Genomic DNA, 19673 nt, shown 5'->3' with positions numbered 1-19673 from the left:
GAGGCAAACCTTAGCGCAATGAATTGCGCCGCTACGGTCTCATGCCATTATGGCAACGCTTCACCTTCATTCTGCGGCGCCGGCAGCGCGCGGCGTTCGATGATCATGGTCTGTGGCGTCGACAGCACGATGCCCTCTTTACGCAGGCGCGTCAGGATATCGAACAGCAGATCGCTTTTCGCACCGGAAATCTGGCGCTGGCTGGCGACGTTGCCGGTCACGCTCAGCACAATGCCGGCCGGCGTCAAATCTTTAAACGAAACCGACGGCTCCGGCGTTTCGAGAATACGCTCGTTTTCACGATAGACGTCCAGCAACAGTTCACGCACCTGCACCGGATCGATATCCAGCGGGAAGGTCAGCTGAATCGTCACCACGCCCTGCGCATTGCCCATGGTGGCGTTACGCACGTTCTGCGAAATCAGCTGCGAGTTCGGCACAATCACCGTAGATTTATCGCCCAGCTGAATCTCAGTCGCACGCACGTTAATACGGCGAATATCCCCTTCGATACCGCTGATGCTCACCAGATCGCCGACCTTCACCGGACGCTCGGTCAGCAGGATCAGACCGGAGATAAAGTTCTTCACAATCTCCTGTAAGCCGAAACCGATACCCACCGACAGGGCGCTGACGATCCATGCCAGCTTGTTCCACTGCAGCCCCATAATCGACAGCGTCAGCAGGATAATCAGCACGTAGCCGATATTGCTGAACAGCGTCACCAGCGACACGCGCATGCCGATATCCATGGTGGTCTTCGGCAGGAACTCTTTGTCCAGCCAGCGCCGCACCGAGCGCAGCACGTAGATACCCACCACCAGACACAGAATGGCGTTCACCATGTGCGCCGGCACAATGTTGAGCGACTCCAGCCCTTTGCCACCCCAGAACTCAATGACTTTCTGGATCAGCTCAATCGGCGTGGACGAGGCAAACGTGCCGTTGAGCAGCGCCAGCGCAACAAATGCCACCAGCAGAGTTTTACCCACGGCGCTGAGCAGCGTTGCGGCCTGCTGCAGGTAGCGCTCGTCAATATTCAGCGAGGTCTGCAACCGCTTGCCGGTCGCGTTGTTGGTGGAGAACAGGCTTTCACAACCGTCGTTGATCAGATGACTGAGGAAGTAGAACGAGCCAAACAGGATGCCGCACCAGATCACTTCATAGCTGAGGAAGCGCGCCAGCGTGACGTAGCCGACAATCAGCGAAACCAGAATCGCCACGGCGGTGACCGTCAGCGCCAGCTGCACCAGGCCGACGATTGTCGGACGCGCTTCCGGCGGATTGCCGGCCTGCGCCATGCGACGACGCACGCGATTGGTGCGCATGCTGATCGCCAGCCCGGTGCTGCCAATCAGCAGCGCCGTCAGGCCGTTGGCAAAAATGGTGGTGTTCAGGCTGGTGCCGACCGTGTAGTTAAACGACTCGGCGGTCTGGAAGATAAACACCAGCGCGGCGGTAATCGGCGGGAACGGCTTCAGCGCCAGCGCCACTTCACTGGAGATGCTCGGCAGACGCCAGCTCGGGCGGCGCGTTGACAGAAATGCGCGGCCGAGACCGGCGATCAGTCCGCAGTAAACGCTTAGCTGCACCAGACGGCTGATAAAATCCTGCACGTCGCTGGACACTTCATCGCGGCGCACAAATGCCAGCGAGAGAAAGTTAAAAGTCAGCACCACGGCCGCCAGCGTAGTCAGCGCAATCGCCGCCGCGAGGAAGCTGCGGCGCAGCCGCCCTTCCGGCAGTTTGTGAATGCTGACCCACGCCAGAAACTCTTCGCTGTAACGCCGGCCAAGCGTCATCACCAGCAGCGCCGCCAGCAGCCAGCCGACCGTGCCCACGCGCCAGCCCGGCTCCCACGACAGCGCGGCGGTATCCTGCAGCTCGCTGATAAAGTCGCCAATTTTTTCGCCATCCAGGTCCTGACGGCTGAACAGCGGTGACCAGAAGCGCGGTCCTAAAATACTGCCGGAGTTGAGCGCCAGCTGGCTTTTCAGCTGATCGCGCCGCAGGTTGACGATCTGCGAGGATAGCACCAGCGCCCCGTTTTTGATGCCGTCGGCCTGCTTGATCTGATCATCCAGTTTGCCCTTCTGATTCTCCAGCGCGGCGCGTTTGCGCGTCACTTCCGGCGTCTCTTTCACGCCGCTGTCCGCCTTCGGCGCCGGGCCGAGCACCGCCAGCTGCGCATCCAGCTGCTGACGCTGCGGAATCAGCGCCTGGCCGAGGGTTTCCGCATTACCTGACAGCTCCAGCGCCATCTCATTGAGCTGGTTGAGCTGGTTTTCATTGGTATCGCCAGACACCTGGCCCTTAATTTTGTCGAGGATTTTCTGCATCTTCGGCAGTTCAACCGCCGGATTGACCTTCGGTGCCGCGTCTTCTTCCTGCTGCGCGGGCGCGGCGTTGTCATCCGCATAGCTGAGCGCCGGCGTGAATAACACCAGCAGCAGCAGGAACGGGGTAAACAGAGAACGAAACTTGAACATATGAGTGAGATTCCAGCGCAATAACAGCCTATAAACGCAAGGTTAACCGTGAATGGTCGCCAGTGTAGGACTTTGCCGTCAGGGAAACTATAGGAATGGTGGCGTAAAACATTGGTGCTAACGATAAGAAATTTTGTTCATTTAAGCGCCGTTGACCGTCAGTCACGCGCCACCACAATACACGGCGCACTCCTTTGCGCCGCTACGCTGAGTAACGGGTTGCGTTACTCCACGTCCGCACTGCTGGCAAGCTGCGACGCTTTCTGCTTTTTGTACGCCAGCGCGGCCGCCGGCACCGGCGCCGCCTTGCCGGTTTCCAGCCAGTCGCGCAGGCGATTGGCATCGGCAAAGTGGGTATATTTGCCAAACGCATCCAGCACCACCAGCGCCACTGGACGGTTATTAATCATGGTACGCATTATCAGGCAGTGACCGGCCTCGTCGGTGTAACCGGTTTTGGTCAGCTGAATGCGCCAGTCATTTTTGTACACCAGGTGGTTAGTGTTGCGGAACGGCAGCACGTAGCTGGGGTGTTTAAACACCGCCGTCTCCTCTTTGGTGGTGCTCAACTGGCCAATCAGCGGATACTGGCGCGTGGCCCTGAGCAGCTTCACCAGATCTTCCGCACTGGAGACGTTGTGCAGCGACAAACCGGTCGGCTCCACATAGTGGGTGTGCGTCATGCCGAGCGCGCGCGCTTTGGCGTTCATGGCGCGGATAAAGGCATCGTAACCGCCGGGATAGTGATGCGCCAGGCTGGCCGCCGCGCGGTTTTCCGAGGACATCAGCGCCAGCAGCAGCATGTTGCGGCGGCTGATTTCACTGTTGAGCTTCACGCGTGAGAATACGCCGCGCATTTCGGGCGTCTGGCTGATATCCACCGACAGCATTTCGTCCATCGGCAGCCGGGCATCCAGCACCACCATCGCCGTCATCACTTTGGTGATCGACGCGATAGGCCGCACCCGGTCCGGATGGCTGGAAAACAGCACTTTGTTATTATCGAGATCGACAATCAGCGCGCTGCCGGAGGCGATTTGCGGCTGGGCAATCGGCGCCAGATCGGACAGTTTTGCTGCGGCGGCGAGCGCCGGAGTCATCGCAGCTGGCGCGGCGACAAACAGCGCCAGCGACAGCAAAGAAATACGCATTTTTACAGACATCGTGTCAAAAAAATCCGGTGAGGAGGTTTGCGCTGTGTCGAAACACAGGCCGCCGGCGTCAGGCCTGATGCGACGCGGGCTGGCTGCGCTATCATACGCGCTCGTCTGCGAAATTTCTTAGGGAGATTGTTTCCGGGCGTTAAAAAAAAGGCGGGCATGACAAACGCTGCCAGGCGCAGCGGGATCAGTCAGGTCGCCATGGCTGACGACCTGACCTTTATCACGGTCAGAACAAGCGTGGCCCGTAACCCCACAGAATCACCGTCAGCGCCAGCAGCACCTCGAACACCAGCACGCCAATCGCCAGCGTCGAGCCGGAGAAGCGCAGGCTCTCTTCACGGTCAATATTGAGGAACACCGGGATGCCGACGTACAGCAGATAACCGGTGTACATCAGCGCTATCGCCCCGGCCAGCACGCACAGCCACACCAGCGGATAGAGCGCCACCAGCCCGCTGATAAACAGCGGCGTCGCCACATAGCCGGCAAATACGGTACAGCGCTGAATGCTGGGACGCTGCGGATAGTCGCGCGCCATCCAGTGAATGACGCGGCCCATCACCGCCACACCGCCTAAGATGATCAGGTAAAACAGAATGCCGAGACCAATACCGGTCAGCATGTTGAGTTGCACGAACTGCCCTTCGCCCAGATTCCAGCCCAGCTGCGTAGTGCCAATAAAGGCGCAGATCACCGGGATCGCCGCCATCAGCAGAACGTGATGGGTGTAGTGGTGCGAAACGCTCTCGTTTTCCTGCTTGATATCACGCATCTCCTGATTGGGATGCGCCAGAAGACCCCAGACATGATTCATACAATCACTCCTCTGATGCGACGGGCTGCCCCAGCGATCAGGCTGTCCAATGCAGGCAGCTTCAGTTCAAGTATAATCGGCGCGGCTGTTTTTGCGGCCAGCGGCACAAAAAAAGCCGCAGCCAGCTAGACTGTTAGCTGTATCGCTTACCCAGGGAGGAGCAATTGCACATCGATATCAATGGATTAATCACCCAGTACGGTTACCTGGCACTGCTGATTGGCTGCATTGCCGAAGGGGAAACCTTTACCCTGCTGGGCGGCGTCGCGGCGCACGAGGGCCTGCTGCACTTCAGCGGCGTGGTGCTGGCGGCGATGGGCGGCGGCATTATTGGCGATCAGCTGCTGTTCTGGCTTGGCCGCCGCTATGGCACGCGCATTCTGCGGCGCTTCCGCAAACATCAGGACACCATTAAAAAAGCTAACCGGCTGATTCAGAAGCACCCCAGCCTGTTTGTGATTGGCGTGCGCTTCATGTACGGCTTTCGCCTGATTGGGCCGATTATTATTGGCACCAGCCGCCTTAAGCCGCTGCGCTTTTTCGTGCTTAACGTCATTGGCGCCGCGCTGTGGGCGCTGATTTTTGTCACCCTCGGCTACTTCGCCGGTGAAATCATCACGCCGTGGCTGCACAAGCTTGATCAGCACCTCAAGCACTTCATCTGGCTGGCGGCGGCAATTGTGTTCGGCATCGTGCTGCGCTTTGTGATTCGCCGCTGGAACCGCCGCCGCGCCGGTTAACTGTGGTAACCCTTGAACTGCGGGTTGGCCAGCATGAAGCCGCCGTCGACCACGAATGACTGCCCGGTGGTGTAAGTGGCCCATTCCGAGCACAGCCACGCCACCAGACTGGCGATTTCGCGCGTATCGCCAGGGCGGCCAATCGGGATTTCCGGCATGCGCCGGCTGTGCGCCTCGCTGTTGCTCATGTCGTTCATCGGCGTAGCGATGGCGCCCGGCGCCACGGCATTCACCAGAATGTGATGCGGCAGCAGGCTCAGCGCCATCGATTTGGTCAGCCCGCCAAGCGCATGTTTGGCTGCGGTATAGGCAGCGGCATCCGGCAGCGGCGTATGCTCATGCACCGAGGTGATGTTGATGATGCGCCCGCCGTCGCCCTGATCCACCATATGACGCGCGGCAATCTGTCCGCAGACAAAGGCGCCGTCTACGTCAACGGTAAAGACTTTGCGCCAGTCCTCAAAGGTCACATCAAGGAAATCGGCTTTGGTCATCACGCCGGCATTGTTCACCAGCACATCAATGCGCCCCAGCGAATTGATCAGCTGCGCCAGCTGCTGCCCGCCAGCCTGCGGATCGGACAGATCGAGCTGCCGCACCTGGGCCAGCTGGCCTTTACTCTCCACCAGCCGCGCGGTCTCCTGCGCGCCCTCTTCATCCGAGCGCCAGGTGATGCCGACGGTGTAGCCGGCCTCAGCCAGCATCACGGCGCAGCTGCGTCCAATCCCCGAATCTGAAGCGGTCACTACGGCGACTTTCTGTTTGCCCAGTGTCATAACGTTCTCCTGCCTGATGGGTGTCTTCACAGTATAGAAGTTATCGTTCTGTGCCACGTCGCAGCCGATTCTGCCGTTTCGTCTATAGTTAACAATCGGATATCGTTCAGGAGGCAGGATGAGCAAGATTAAACGCAGAATTGACGACCACGGCGTCATCGGTGATTTACGCACCTGTGCCCTGATCGCGAACGACGGCACCATTGATTATCTCTGCTGGCCCGAACTCGATAGCCCCTCCGTGTTTGCCGCCCTGCTCGACAGCGACGAAGCCGGCCTGTTTTCGCTGGCACCGCAGTGGCAAAACGCGCGCCAGCAGCAGCTCTACCTGCCCGATACCAATATTCTGCAAACCCGCTGGCTTGATGAGGCCGGCGTGGCGGAAATTACCGATTACATGCCGATCTGCGATGAGCGCAGCAAAGTGCCGCGCCTGGTGCGGCGGGTAAAAATGATCCGCGGCACCGCCACCTTTGATCTGCGCTGCGCGCCGCGCCACGACTATGCCCGTGCGGAAACGCGCACGGAGACGCGCCCCGGCGGTATCGCCTTTGTCGCCGAAGGCCAGCCGTCGCTGCGCCTGAGCGCCACGGTGGTGATGACGCGCGAACCGGACAGCGCGGTGGCGCAGTTTACCCTGCAGGCCGGTGAGCATGCCGAATTTGTGTTTGGCAACGATGACGATCCGCAGGTGCAGCATATCGCGACCGAGCGCTGCTTTCGCGATACCGTGGATTACTGGCGGCGCTGGAGCAGCCACAGCTCCTATCGCGGTCGCTGGCGTGAGATGGTGACGCGCTCGGCGCTGGCGCTCAAGCTGCTCACCTCGCACCAGCACGGCTCGATTGCGGCTGCCGCCACCTTTGGCCTGCCGGAAGAGCTGGGCGGCGAGCGTAACTGGGATTACCGCGCCTCGTGGATCCGCGATGCCTCGTTCAGCATGTACGCGCTGATGCGGCTCGGCTATGTGGAAGAAGCGCGTGACTTCACCCATTGGGTCGGCCGCTGCGTTGAACACAGCCACGACGATACGCCGCATTTGCAGGTGATGTATCGCCTCGACAGCGGCACCGAGCTGCACGAGACCGAACTGCTCAACCTCTCCGGTTACGCCAACTCGCGCCCGGTGCGCATCGGCAATGATGCCTGGCGCCAGACGCAGCTGGATATTTATGGCGAGCTGATGGATGCGGTCTATCTTGCCAATAAATACGGCGAAGCCATCTCGCAGCGCGGCTGGCGCCATGTATCCAGCATGATTGACTACGTCTGCGTTAACTGGAACCAGCCGGACGCCGGTATCTGGGAGATGCGCGGCGAGCCGGAGCACTTTCTGCATTCGCGCCTGATGTGCTGGGTGGCGCTGGACCGCGCGCTGCGGCTGGGTATGAAGCGTTCGCTGCCAATGCCGTACGATCGCTGGGATCGGGTGCGCAGTGAGATCCGCGACGACATCTGGCAGAACTTCTGGAACGATGAACTCGGCCACTTCACCGCCACGCGCGGCGGTAAATACCTGGATGCGTCGATGCTGCTGATGCCGCTGGTGCGCTTTGTCAGCTCGACCGATCCGGAGTGGATCGCCACGCTGGATGCCATTAAAACCCATCTGGTGAGCGACGGTTTAGTGCGGCGTTATAACATCAGTGAGACGCCCGCCGATGCGCTGACCGGTGGCGAGGGCGCATTTGCCGCCTGTTCGTTCTGGTATGTGGAGTGTCTGGCGCGCGCCGGGCGAGTGCATGAGGCGCACTTCGAATTTGAAAAGCTGCTGAGCTACGCCAATCCGCTGGGATTGTACGCCGAGGAGTTTACCGCGCACGGCAACGCGCTGGGCAACATGCCGCAGGCGCTGACCCATCTGGCGTTGATCAGTGCCGCGTTTTTCCTTAACCGTAAACTGAGCGGCGAAGTGACGCTGTGGCAACCGTAAGAAAATTCACATTTTGGGCGGCGTGGCAAAGAGAATAGTCTGTGAAACGCCGCGTTTTGCGTAAAGTATCTTCAACCAGCGAAAATCCTGATTCCCATCATTGCGCCTATGCACATATAATGCGCAGCGGGTTATTCTGACCCTGATGGGTTCGACACACTGACAAGCCATGAAAATGGCCATAACGACTTGTAAAAACATGAAAAAAAGCATTCGCGCGTTCGCTTCACTCGCCCTCGTACTGGCGGCGTTCAGCCAGTCGGCCTTTGCAGTCGTCTATCCGCTGCCTCCAGCGAATAGCCGCCTGATTGGCGAAAATATTGAAATCACCGTGCCAGACGACAGCAAACTGCCGCTGGAAGCGTTTGCGGCGCAGTACCAGATGGGCCTCAGCAACATGCTGGAAGCCAATCCGGGCGTGGACGTTTACCTGCCGAAAGCAGGCACTAAAATGGTGATCCCACAGCAGCTGATTCTGCCTGACGCACCGCGTGAAGGCATCGTGATCAACAGCGCCGAGATGCGTCTCTATTACTACCCGAAAGGCACCAAAACTGTCGTGGTGCTGCCGATCGGTATCGGCGAGCTGGGTAAAGATACGCCGGTTAACTGGACCACCGCGGTTGAGCGCAAGAAGAATGGCCCAACCTGGACGCCAACCAAAGCGATGCACGCAGAGTACGCGGCGCGCGGCGAGAGCATCCCGGCCGTGTTCCCGGCAGGTCCGGATAACCCGATGGGTCTGTACGCGCTGTACATTGGCCGTCTGTATGCGATTCACGGCACCAACGCCAACTTTGGTATCGGCCTGCGCGTGAGCCACGGCTGCGTGCGTCTGCGTGCGGACGACATCAAATGGCTGTTCGACAACGTGCCAGTGGGTACGCGCGTGCAGTTCATTGACCAGCCGGTAAAAGCCACCGTTGAGCCAGACGGTTCGCGCTACATCGAGGTTCACAACCCGCTGTCGACCACTGAAGAGCAGTTCAACTCACGTGAACTGGTGCCAATCAGCCTGACGTCCGCCGTGACCAAAGTGGTGGCCGATGCCAGCACCAATCAGGATGCCGTGAACAACGCCATCCAGGCACGTACCGGTATGCCGACCAAAATCAACGGTCAGCCGGGCGAAGCCCAGCCTGCGCCGGTGATGGTGCAGGAGTCTTCTGACGCGATGCCGAAAGAAGAGCCGATGACGCCGCAGGGTGCCACCGCCGTCGCGCCGCAGGCCGATGCACAGCAGCCCGCTGAAGCCGCTCCGGTTGAGCAGGCCGCGCCGGCACAGCCTGCCAGCAACGGCAACAGCCTGTAAGGGTTCGCTGTCGATGATCAAGCCAGCCGCAGGGCTGGCTTTTTTATTGCCCGATCGCCGGGATCATTGTGCGGTTGTGTCGCGGCGCAGTTGCGCACTCAATCGTGCGGTCGGCGTAACGCCAGCCAGCCCGCCACCAGGGTAAACACCAGCACCACCAGCACTAACAGCAGAAAGCCGTGCGGATTGTTCGCCAGCGGAATGCCGCCCACATTCATGCCAAAAAAACCGGCTACGATATTGATGGGCAGCGCCAGCACGGTGATTGAGGTGAGCAAAAACAGCGTTCGGTTGCTCTGCTCCATCAGGCGGGCAGCAATCTCCTCCTGCAGCAGGCGAATGCGCTCCATCAGGCTGGCAAGGTCGTTAAGCGCTACGCTGAACTCCTCGGTGAAAATGCGCAGCTCACTGAGCGGTTCCCGGTTGAGCCAGTTTGGCGGCCGGTTAAGCAGGCGAAACAGCGCGGCCGGCTCCGGCGCCAGCAGCCGCTGGACGCGCAGCAGCATGCGGCGCAGATGGCCCAGCTCGCTGCGGTTGGCTTTGATCGCCGCGCTCAGCAGCCGCTCTTCTATCGCATCCACCGCCTGGCTGGAGCGCCGCACCACCTGCTCCAGCTGCGCTTCCTGTTCGCCGAGCAGCCACAGCAGCATCGCATCCGGCGCGCTGAAGCACAGCCGATCAATCTGCTGATGCATACGTTCAATCATGCCAACCGGGCGATAGCGCGCGCTGACCATCACCTGCGGCCGGCACCAGATCCACAACGTCGCATTTTGTGTGTTGCGCTCCTCTTTACTAAAGGTGACGTCATTCAGCACCGCCAGCAGCGCATCGTTTTGCTGCGCCAGCCGGGTGCGCGGCGAGGCCGAATGAATCTCATCGAAAAAATCGTCATCTACGCTGAAGTGGTCCTGAACCCAGCGCTCGGCGCGGGCATGATTCAGGTTAATGTGCAGCCAGAGAAAGCAGCCGTCGGGTAGGGTGTGCCGCGCCAGCTGCGCGGCCTCGCGGGCGTTGAGCCGCTGTGGCGGCGCATCCGGGTTGAACAGGTAACCGTGAATCAGTCCGGCAACTTCGTTGTTGAAGTCGGGCAGCGAGGCAAGCGGCAGAACAGGCTGGAGCATAGCGGCGTGAAGATCCCAGAGCGGTCAGATCCACAGCCTGCGACAGGTCTGTTACAGCATGATGACAGCCCGCGCTGGCATCATCATTCTGTCATACAAAACCCGTATCACACTGCAGTTAACGGGTGCCATTCGTGCATCGTTAATTCACCCCGGGGGGTGTGTTATGGCTGAAAACAGTTTCCCTGCATCATCGTCCGACCGCGGACGGCCCAATCTGCACCCGCGCAGCGGTCGCGCGTCGCGCGTGCTCTTTCTGCTGCTGCTGGTGGCCGGGCTGGTGTTCACCGGTATCAATCTGTTCAACGACGTGGAAGAGACCGGCGCGGTCGTCACCAGCTATACGCCGTTTCTGCTGCTTGGCGTGGCGCTGCTGATTGCGCTCGGCTTCGAGTTTGTTAACGGCTTTCACGATACCGCCAATGCCGTCGCCACGGTGATCTACACCCACTCGCTGTCGCCGGGCGTGGCGGTGGTGTGGTCCGGCTTGTGTAATTTCCTTGGTGTACTGCTCTCCAGCGGCGTGGTGGCGTTTGGCATTATTTCGCTGCTGCCGGTGGAGCTGATTCTGCAGGCGGGCAGCGGTCACGGCTTTGCTATGGTGTACGCGCTGCTGTGCTCGGCCATTGTCTGGAACCTCGGCACCTGGTATTTCGGCCTGCCCTCTTCCTCCTCGCACACGCTGATCGGCTCGATTATCGGCGTAGGCGTGGCGAATGCGCTGCTGCACGGCCGCAGCGGCACCAGCGGCGTCAACTGGGATCAGGCGGTTAAAGTCGGTTACGCCCTGCTGCTGTCGCCGGTGATTGGCTTCATCTGCGCCGCCGTGCTGCTGCTGGCCATGAAGGCATTGGTGCGCAATCGCCAGCTGTATCAGGCGCCGGAAGGCAATCAGCCGCCGCCAGCGTGGATTCGTGGCCTGCTGATCCTCACCTGTACCGGCGTTTCGTTTGCCCACGGCTCGAACGACGGTCAGAAAGGCATGGGGCTGATTATGCTGATCCTGGTTGGCACCATGCCGATCGCCTATGCGCTCAACCGCTCGCTGCCGCCGGAGCAAATTCCGCGCGTGGCGGCGTTAACCCAGGTGACCGAACAGCAGTTGCTGACGCTGCAGCCACCGCCCGCCGCAATGCCGGCAGCGCGTGAGGTGCTGACGGAATATGTACGCACCAGCCAGAACCGGCCGCAGGTGCTGCCGGCGCTCGGTATGATGCTCGGCGATATCGGCGAACAGATTCGCCAGTACGGTTCGGTAGAAAATATTCCGGCGCAGGCGGTCACCAATACGCGCAACGATATGTATCTCGCCTCGGAGACCATCAAGCATCTGCAATCGGCCAACGTCGCGCTGCCGGAAGAGACGGCGCGCAACCTGACGGCGGTGAAGCACGAGCTGGACGCGGCCACGCGCTTTATCCCGATGTGGGTCAAAGTGGTGGTGGCGATTGCGCTGGGTCTCGGCACCATGGTCGGCTGGCGCCGGATTGTGGTTACGGTGGGTGAGCGCATCGGCAAAACCCATCTCACCTATGCGCAGGGTGCCAGTGCGGAGCTGGTGGCGATGGCTACTATCGGTGCGGCCGATGCCTTTGGTTTACCGGTGTCGACCACCCATGTGCTGTCGTCCGGCGTGGCCGGTACCATGGCAGCCAACCGATCCGGCCTGCAGCTTGCCACCCTGCGTAATCTGGCGCTGGCGTGGGTGCTGACGCTGCCGGTATCGGTGCTGCTGTCAGGGCTGCTGTATGCGCTGTTTATTCATCTGGCCTGATAGGCTCTGAAGACTGCTGGTGCAGGCGCAGCGTAATCAGGAACGCGCCCAGCACCATCAGTGCTGCCGCCAGATACACCGACTGCATCCCCCAGTGGCCGATTAACAACCCCGCCACTGGTCCGGTCAACCCCAGCCCCAAATCGAGAAACGCCGAATAGGTACCGAGCGCCGATCCCTGATCCTGCTGCTGTACCCGCTTCACCGCTTCCACGCCCAGCGCCGGGAACACCAGCGAGAAACCGCCGCCGGTGAGGAAGGCGCCAATATCCACCAGCCAGCTGCTATCCGCCTGCCAGATCAGCAGCAGACCAGCGCCCTCCAGCACGAAGGAGATCAGCGAGACCTGCAGCCCGCCGAAGCGCGTGATATAGCGCCCGCACGCCAGCCGCACCAGCACGAAGCCGAGGCTGAACAGCGTCAGCGCGAACGCCGCGCCGCTCCAGTCGCGACTGGCGAAATAGAGGGTGATGAAGGTGGAGATCACGCCAAAGCCGATGGTGCCAAATCCCAGCGCCAGGCCAAACAGCCAGACGCGGCTGACCACGCGATGAAACGGAATGCGCACGCCGGCGCTGACGCTGACCGCCGGCTTGCCGGAGGCCATCCAGAAGCCGATCGCCCCCATCAGCGCGACCAGACCGGCAAAGCCGCTGATGCCAAAAATCTGATTCAGCAGCACACCCAGCGGCGCACCAATCGCCATGGCAAAGTAAGTCGCCACGCCGTTCCACGAAATGACCCGCGCGGTTTGCCGCGGGCCGACAATGTTCATGCCCCACAGCGTCGAGCCGGTACTGCTGAAACTTTCCCCGACACCGAGAAACAGCCGCCCCAGCGCCAGCAGCGTCAGGCTCAGCAGCGGCGCACCGCTGCACAGCGCGGCAATGATCGACAGCACGCCGCTCATGCCGCAGCACACCAGCCCCATCATCACCACGCGTTTCGGGCCGTAGCGATCGGCCAGCCGGCCAGAGTGCGGGCGACTGAGCAGCGTGGCGAAATATTGCAGACTGATGATCAGCCCGGCGATAAACGAGCTGAAGCCCAGCTGGTTATGCACAAACCCCGGCAGCACCGCCAGCGGCAACCCGACGGACAGGTAGCAAAAGAAGGTGAAAACGATGACGGAGAGGATGCGTTTATTTAACTGAGCATTACTCAGTACAGCGGCGTCAGACATGGAAGATGGCGTCAGAAACGTGGTGAAAGCGAAGATTCACTATACCGGTTAGCAGACTAAGGATCGCGGCTTTTTTTGTTATAAAACATGGCGGCAGCGCACGCTTTCACCGGGTGATCGCTGGCTTGCCCGTTAACGCGGCGGACCTGACGGTTCAGGTACCACCGCTCAGGTTCAGATGCAGGACACCTGGGCCATGCGTGCGGCATGGCGTTCGATGGCGCTGGCGATCTCGGCGGAGACACGCAGCGTGCGGATCTCGCTGAACAGGCCGTCGGCCTCTTGGTAGGCTTTGCGCAGATAGCCCAGCCACTGCTTGATGCGCGCAACGTGGTAGTTGCCGGTATCACCCTGCTTTTCCAGCTGGGTGTAGCGCAGCAGCAGCTCAACCACCTGCGACCACGGCATCGGGGCTTCGTTGTATTTCACCACGCGCCCCAGGTTAGGCACATTGAGCGCGCCGCGCCCGAGCATGACCGCGTCGCAGCCGGTAATGCGCAGGCAATCCTGCGCATCCTGCCAGTTCCAGATTTCGCCGTTGGCGATCACCGGAATTGTCAGACGCTGGCGAATCTCACCAATCGCCTGCCAGTTGATGCTCTCTGCGCGATAGCCGTCCTCTTTGGTCCGGCCATGCACCACCAGCTCGCTGGCACCGGCCTGCTGCACCGCATCGGCGATCTCGAAACGCCGCGCGCCCGAGTCCCAGCCGAGCCGCACTTTCACCGTGACCGGCAGATGAGCGGGCACCGCCTCGCGCATTGCTCTGGCACCGCGATAGATCAGCTCCGGATCTTTCAGCAGCGTCGCACCGCCGCCGCTGCCGTTCACCAGCTTCGACGGGCAGCCGCAGTTGAGGTCAACGCCCCACGAACCCAGCTCCACCGCGCGTGCGGCGTTTTCTGCCAGCCACTCAGGATACTGGCCCAGCAGCTGCATGCGCACGCGCGTACCGGAGGGCGTCCGGCTGTGATGGTGCAGTTCCGGACACAAACGATAGAAGGATTTTACCGGCAGCAGCTGATCGACCACGCGTAAAAACTCAGTGACGCACAGGTCATAGTCATTCACGCCGGAGAGCAGTTCACGTACCAGCGAATCCAGTACGCCTTCCATGGGCGCCAGTAAAACCCGCATACCGTTACGCGTTCCCGTTGCTCTTCGCTGCCGGGCGACGTGAGCGCGCCGGTTTACCCGCGTTGCCTGCCGCCGGGCCGTTGTTGCCCGGACGACGCGGTGCACGCGCCTCGCCCTGTGGACGCGCGCCGCCGTTACCGGCGCTGGCACGCTGACCATTGCCGCCGCTGCGGCTGCGCGGTGCGTCAGCACCCTGCCCCGGCGCGCGGCCCTGGCCACGTCCGCGTGGCTGCTGCTGACGGCCATTCTGAATCGGCTCCGCCTTGATGCTCGGATCCGGCTCAAAGCCCGGCAGCGCAATGCGCGGAATTTCCCGCTTCAGCAGGCGCTCGATATCACGCAGCAGCTTGTGCTCGTCCACGCACACCAGCGACAGCGCAGCACCGGTGGCCGCAGCACGACCGGTACGGCCAATACGGTGCACGTAATCTTCCGCCACGTTCGGCAGCTCGTAGTTGACCACGTGCGGCAGCTCTTCGATATCCAGACCGCGCGCGGCAATATCCGTCGCCACCAGCACGCGAATGCCGCCGGTTTTGAAGTCGGCCAGCGCACGGGTACGCGCGCCCTGACTCTTGTTGCCGTGGATCGCGGCGGCAGTGATGCCATCTTTATTGAGCTGCTCAGCGAGGTGGTTAGCACCGTGCTTGGTGCGGGTGAACACCAGCACCTGCTGCCAGTTGTCGCGACCAATCATCAGCGACAGCAGTTCCCGTTTGCGCTTCTTATCGACAAAATGCACCTGCTGCGACACCTGCTCGGAAGCGGTGTTGCGGCGTGCCACTTCCACCTGTTCCGGGTTGGTGAGCAGTTTTTCCGCCAGCGCTTTGATCTCGTCCGAGAAGGTGGCAGAGAACAGCAGGTTCTGCCGTTTGGCCGGCAGTTTTGCCAGCACGCGGCGAATGTCGTGGATAAAGCCCATGTCGAGCATACGATCCGCTTCGTCCAGCACCAGGATTTCCACCTGCGACAGATCGACCGCGTTCTGGTGCGCCAGATCGAGCAGACGCCCCGGCGTGGCGATCAGTACATCAACGCCGCCGCGCAGTTTCATCATCTGCGGATTAATGCTGACGCCGCCGAACACCACCAGCGAACGCATGTTGAGGTACTGGCTGTATTCACGTACGTTTTCACCAACCTGCGCCGCCAGTTCACGGGTTGGCGTGAGGATCAGCGCACGTACCGGACGGCGACCGCGCGCCGCTGCCGGTTTTTCTGACAGACGCTGCAGCAGAGGCAGCGTGAAACCGGCGGTTTTACCCGTGCCGGTCTGGGCGCTCGCCAGCAGGTCACGACCGGCCAGCACCACGGGAATCGCCTGACGCTGGATTGGCGTCGGTTCACGGTAGCCCTGTTCTGCTACCGCACGCAAAATATCGGCATTCAAGCCGAGAGAGTCAAAAGACATGCAGGTGTATTACTCCGAACCGCCCTGATCGCGCTGCGCGATGTAGTTTTCAGGGGGGATATGACGCAGCCTCAAGGCCTGCGTGTGAAAAGGGCACAAACTACCATGCGTAAGAGCGGCAGTGTAGCAGCTTTCCGCAAGAACCGCGACCAGCAAAACGTGAGGGCGATGGGCCGCTGCGCGGTAGCGCATAAAAAAGGAGCCGCAGTGGGCTCCTCTTCTTGCTGGCACGTCCGCTTAGCTGCGTTTTTTCTGCACGCGCTGCGGTGGCTCTTTGGCCAGCAGCGACACCAGCGCCGGGCCTACCAGCATCACCACGCCCAGACAACCAATCAGCAGATTGTTGTGGATGAAGCGTGAAATCAGGAACAGCGTCAGCATCGCCGCGCCGAAGTAGTATGTCGTCGTCACTTCTTCCAGAGAGTCACCAAAGCGGCGCAAACGGGCACTACGCTGCAGGGCCAGCATGGTGATGAACACCAGCGCATAAGCTGCCACCAGGGTACTGCTCACTTCGACCAGTGCCTTATGTTTCCAGCCCCACACCAGCGCCGCGATCACCAGCAGGTGGGTCGCAATATGCAGGCAGGTTTGACCGGTAACAATCTGAACACGATTAGACCATTTCATTCTCTTCTCCTGGCAGACCCAACAGGTCGCCCAAGTGTATCTGACCGCAGCCAGACGGATTTCCTCAATGTAAAGCAAATTTCGGATAACACCCTAATTTTCTGTCTCCAGCACCACCCATTTGTGACAAAGACTACACTTTGTTCTGTTGATGATGAAAAGGAGCGCGTCGCAGTATGCCACAAAACACGCAAGGATCTTCATTTAAAGTCCTGACGATCAATACCCATAAGGGGTTCACCAGCTTTAACCGTCGCTTTATCCTGCCGGAACTGCGCGACGCAGTGCGCGCCACCTCGGCGGATATCGTCTTTTTACAGGAGGTGATGGGCACGCACGCCATCCACTCCGCTCACATTGAAAACTGGCCGGAAAATTCGCACTACGAATATCTTGCCGACACCATGTGGCACGATTTCGCTTACGGCCGCAACGCGGTCTATCCCGAGGGCCATCACGGCAATGCGATATTGTCACGCTTTCCGATCACCGAATACCAAAACCGCGATATTTCTGTCGCCGGCAGTGAGAAACGCGGCATGTTGCACTGCCAGATCAGCCTGCCGGATCGGCCGGAACCGATTCACACCTTGTGTGTGCACCTCGGCCTGAAAGAGAAGCATCGTCTGGCGCAGATGCGCATGATGTGTGAACTGATTGAGTCGCTGCCACCGGATGCGCCCCTGGTGGTGGCCGGCGATTTTAATGACTGGCAGGTACGCGCTAATCGATTTTTACAGCGCGGAGCCGGTCTGCAGGAGGTGTTTAGCATGAAAAACGGTCGCCCGGCGCGCACCTTCCCGGCGCGCTTTCCGCTGCTGCGTCTCGATCGCATCTATATCCGTAATGCGTCGGTGAGCCAGCCGTGGGCGCTGCCGGTGAAACCCTGGTCACATCTGTCCGATCATGCCCCGCTGGCCGTGGAGATCTTTCTATGAATTTCAGCTGGCGCGAAGGTAACCAGCTGCGGCTGCTGGAAAATGGCGATCAATTCTTTCCGCGCGTCTCCGGTGCGATTCAGCGCGCCCAGCGTACGCTGCTGCTGGAGACGTTTATCCTGTTTGAAGATGAGGTTGGTAAGGCGCTGCACCGCGATCTGCTGGCCGCCGCGCAGCGCGGTGTTAAGGTGGAAGTGATGGTGGATGGCTACGGCTCGCCGGATCTTTCCAGCCAGTACATCAACAGCCTGACCGAAGCAGGCGTGCGCTTTATCTATTACGATCCGCGTCCGCTGGTGATGGGCATGCGCACCAACGTGTTCCGCCGTCTGCATCGCAAAATTGTGGTGATTGATGAGGAGATTGCGTTTGTCGGCGGTATCAATTTCTCCGCCGAGCACAACACCGATTACGGGCCGGAAGCCAAGCAGGATTACGCCGTGGAGGTGAAAGGGCCGGTGGTGCTCGACATCGCACGCTATGTACAGCAGGCGATCGGCAGCGAACAGGTGACGCGCCGCTGGTGGGGCGCGCGCTCCCAGCGCCTGGCGGTGAACGCCCTGCCCGGTGATGCGCAGGTGCTGTTTGTCTACCGCGATAACGATGAGCACCGCGATGACATCGAACAGCACTATCTCGATATGCTGCGCAAGGCGAAGCAGGATGTGATTATCGCCAACGCCTACTTCTTCCCCGGCTATCGCCTGCTGCGGGAAATGCGCAGCGCGGCCCAGCGCGGTGTGCGCGTGCGGCTGATTGTGCAGGGTGAACCGGACATGCCGATTGTCAAAGTCGGCGCCGAGCTGCTGTACAACTATCTGGTGGATGCTGGCGTTGAAGTGTACGAATACTGCCGTCGCCCGCTGCATGGCAAAGTGGCGGTGCAGGATCAGCAGTGGTCAACGGTGGGTTCCAGCAACCTCGACCCGCTCAGCCTGTCGCTGAATCTCGAAGCCAACCTGATTATCCACGACCACGCCTTCAACCAGACGCTGCGCGATAACCTCGAGCAGCTGCTGGCTGCGGACTGCGTGCGCGTTGATGAAGACAAGCTGCCGCCGCGCACCTGGTGGCAGCTGACCAAAAGCGTCGTCGTGTTCCATTTCCTGCGCCATTTCCCGGCCATCGCCGGCTGGCTGCCTGCCCATACGCCCCACTTGTCTCAGGTCGATCCGCCGGTGCAGCCGGAAATGGAAACCCAGGACCGGGTTGAAGCCGATAACGAAGGAGCGAAACCCTGATGAGCAAAAAGAACCCGCGCTGGCAGTTAGCGAAAAAAATTCTTACCTGGCTGTTCTTCATTGCGGTGATCGTGCTGCTGGTGGTTTACGCACGCAAGGTGAACTGGGAGGACGTGTACAAGGTCATCGTCGGCTATAACCGCTACGTGGTGCTGAGCGCCGCCGCGTTAGTGGTGGTGAGCTACCTCACCTACGGTCTGTACGATTTGATTGGCCGCGCCTACTGCGGGCATAAGCTGGCGAAACGTCAGGTGATGCTGGTGTCATTCATCTGTTACGCCTTTAACCTGACGCTGAGCACCTGGGTGGGCGGTGTGGCGATGCGCTATCGCCTCTATTCGCGCCTCGGCCTGCCCGGCGGCACCATCACGCGCATCTTTTCACTGAGTATTGCCACCAACTGGCTGGGCTACATTTTGCTTGGCGGCGTAGTGTTTGTCGCCGGCATGGTGCCGATTCCGCCCGGCTGGTTCATCGGCGAAGGCACACTACGGGTGATTGGTGCGGTCCTGCTGGCGATGGTGGCGGTTTATCTGTGGGCCTGTGCTTTCGCGAAGAAGCGCCGCTGGACGGTGAAGGGCCAGCATCTGCAACTGCCCTCGCTGCGCATGGCGCTGTTTCAGTTTGCCGTTTCCTGCGCCAACTGGATGGTGATGGGCACCATTATCTGGCTGCTGCTGGCGCGTGAAGTGGATTATCCCATCGTGCTGGGCGTGCTGTTAATCAGCAGTATTGCCGGGGTGATTATTCATATTCCGGCGGGCATTGGCGTGCTGGAAGCGGTGTTCCTCGCGCTGCTCAGCGGCCAGCATGCTTCGCACGGTGAGATTATCGCCGCGCTGCTGGCTTATCGCGTGCTCTATTTTATTCTGCCGCTGCTGCTGGCACTGGTGCTGTATCTGTGGCTGGAGAGCCGCGCGAAGCATTTACGACAGAAGAATGAGCGCAAGATGGCGGCGCGATAAGGCGTGCCAGGTGGAGGATGAAGAACGCGTAATACATTGCGCC

The 19673-nt window shown here is 60.4% G+C and carries 16 protein-coding genes; 7 read left to right on the top strand and 9 right to left on the bottom strand.

The features are described from left to right. Positions 1 to 47: 47 nt before the first annotated feature. The 3 genes from KOL70_RS01985 to KOL70_RS01975 form a co-directional block, all read right to left on the bottom strand. Complete coding sequence (locus KOL70_RS01985; RefSeq protein WP_215480125.1) at positions 48 to 2489, bottom strand: DUF3772 domain-containing protein; 2442 nt, start codon at positions 2487 to 2489, stop codon at positions 48 to 50. Positions 2490 to 2713: 224 nt separating this feature from the next. After that, entirely contained in the window at positions 2714 to 3652 is a 939-nt protein-coding gene (gene pbpG, locus KOL70_RS01980) for a D-alanyl-D-alanine endopeptidase (protein WP_215480124.1), read from the bottom strand. A 226-nt stretch (positions 3653 to 3878) separates the two neighbouring features. After that, complete coding sequence (locus KOL70_RS01975; RefSeq protein WP_059011173.1) at positions 3879 to 4466, bottom strand: Yip1 family protein; 588 nt, start codon at positions 4464 to 4466, stop codon at positions 3879 to 3881. A gap of 164 nt (positions 4467 to 4630) precedes the next feature. Between KOL70_RS01975 and KOL70_RS01970 the strand changes: the two genes are divergently transcribed. Continuing rightward, on the top strand, positions 4631 to 5206 hold the full coding sequence (locus KOL70_RS01970) for a DedA family protein (protein ID WP_021508476.1): 576 nt from the start codon (positions 4631 to 4633) through the stop codon (positions 5204 to 5206). Here the strand turns inward: KOL70_RS01970 and KOL70_RS01965 are convergent. Then, positions 5203 to 5982, bottom strand: coding sequence for an SDR family oxidoreductase (locus tag KOL70_RS01965; RefSeq protein ID WP_058757839.1), 780 nt, complete (start codon positions 5980 to 5982; stop codon positions 5203 to 5205). The genes KOL70_RS01970 and KOL70_RS01965 overlap by 4 nt on opposite strands. Positions 5983 to 6100: 118 nt before the next feature. Here KOL70_RS01965 and KOL70_RS01960 point away from each other — a divergent pair, with 118 nt between their 5' ends. Both KOL70_RS01960 and KOL70_RS01955 read left to right on the top strand, forming a co-directional pair. Next, on the top strand, positions 6101 to 7915 hold the full coding sequence (locus tag KOL70_RS01960; RefSeq protein ID WP_058781285.1) for a glycoside hydrolase family 15 protein: 1815 nt from the start codon (positions 6101 to 6103) through the stop codon (positions 7913 to 7915). Between the two features lie 199 nt (positions 7916 to 8114). Further along, positions 8115 to 9227: a L,D-transpeptidase family protein gene (locus KOL70_RS01955; RefSeq protein WP_058775308.1), complete on the top strand. Its 1113-nt coding sequence runs from the start codon at positions 8115 to 8117 to the stop codon at positions 9225 to 9227. Positions 9228 to 9325: 98 nt separating this feature from the next. Here KOL70_RS01955 and KOL70_RS01950 read toward each other — a convergent pair whose 3' ends face one another. Beyond that, entirely contained in the window at positions 9326 to 10351 is a 1026-nt protein-coding gene (locus tag KOL70_RS01950; protein WP_058769476.1) for a transporter, read from the bottom strand. A gap of 166 nt (positions 10352 to 10517) precedes the next feature. On the opposite strand from KOL70_RS01950, the gene KOL70_RS01945 reads away from it, so the two are divergent. Further along, positions 10518 to 12125 carry an inorganic phosphate transporter gene (locus KOL70_RS01945; protein WP_215480123.1) on the top strand — a complete coding sequence of 536 codons (1608 nt, stop codon included), beginning with the start codon at positions 10518 to 10520 and terminating at the stop codon, positions 12123 to 12125. Here the strand turns inward: KOL70_RS01945 and KOL70_RS01940 are convergent. From KOL70_RS01940 to KOL70_RS01925, 4 genes are all read right to left on the bottom strand, one after another. After that, a complete protein-coding gene (locus KOL70_RS01940) occupies positions 12109 to 13308 on the bottom strand; it encodes an MFS transporter (protein WP_021508482.1) in 1200 nt (399 codons plus the stop codon). The genes KOL70_RS01945 and KOL70_RS01940 overlap by 17 nt on opposite strands. A 174-nt stretch (positions 13309 to 13482) precedes the next feature. Further along, positions 13483 to 14445 (bottom strand): tRNA dihydrouridine(16) synthase DusC, encoded by a 963-nt coding sequence (dusC, locus tag KOL70_RS01935; RefSeq protein ID WP_058775305.1) that lies wholly within the window; start codon positions 14443 to 14445, stop codon positions 13483 to 13485. A 4-nt stretch (positions 14446 to 14449) separates the two neighbouring features. Then, positions 14450 to 15856, bottom strand: coding sequence for an ATP-dependent RNA helicase RhlE (gene rhlE, locus KOL70_RS01930; protein WP_021508484.1), 1407 nt, complete (start codon positions 15854 to 15856; stop codon positions 14450 to 14452). Positions 15857 to 16093: 237 nt separating this feature from the next. Next, entirely contained in the window at positions 16094 to 16486 is a 393-nt protein-coding gene (locus KOL70_RS01925) for a YbhQ family protein (protein WP_021508485.1), read from the bottom strand. A gap of 176 nt (positions 16487 to 16662) precedes the next feature. On the opposite strand from KOL70_RS01925, the gene KOL70_RS01920 reads away from it, so the two are divergent. From KOL70_RS01920 to KOL70_RS01910, 3 genes are read left to right on the top strand one after another with little or no spacing between them, the layout of a single operon-like run. After that, positions 16663 to 17424: an endonuclease/exonuclease/phosphatase family protein gene (locus tag KOL70_RS01920; RefSeq protein WP_021508486.1), complete on the top strand. Its 762-nt coding sequence runs from the start codon at positions 16663 to 16665 to the stop codon at positions 17422 to 17424. After that, complete coding sequence (gene clsB, locus KOL70_RS01915; RefSeq protein ID WP_215480122.1) at positions 17421 to 18665, top strand: cardiolipin synthase ClsB; 1245 nt, start codon at positions 17421 to 17423, stop codon at positions 18663 to 18665. The genes KOL70_RS01920 and clsB overlap by 4 nt, the downstream gene beginning before the upstream one ends. Beyond that, positions 18665 to 19630, top strand: coding sequence for a lysylphosphatidylglycerol synthase domain-containing protein (locus tag KOL70_RS01910; RefSeq protein ID WP_021508488.1), 966 nt, complete (start codon positions 18665 to 18667; stop codon positions 19628 to 19630). The genes clsB and KOL70_RS01910 overlap by 1 nt, the downstream gene beginning before the upstream one ends. The last annotated feature ends 43 nt before the right edge of the window (positions 19631 to 19673 follow it).

It is taken from the genome of Pantoea sp. B270, from assembly GCF_018726825.1.
Lineage (GTDB): Bacteria > Pseudomonadota > Gammaproteobacteria > Enterobacterales > Enterobacteriaceae > Pantoea > Pantoea dispersa.
This window is presented reverse-complemented; position numbering and strand designations above follow the sequence as displayed.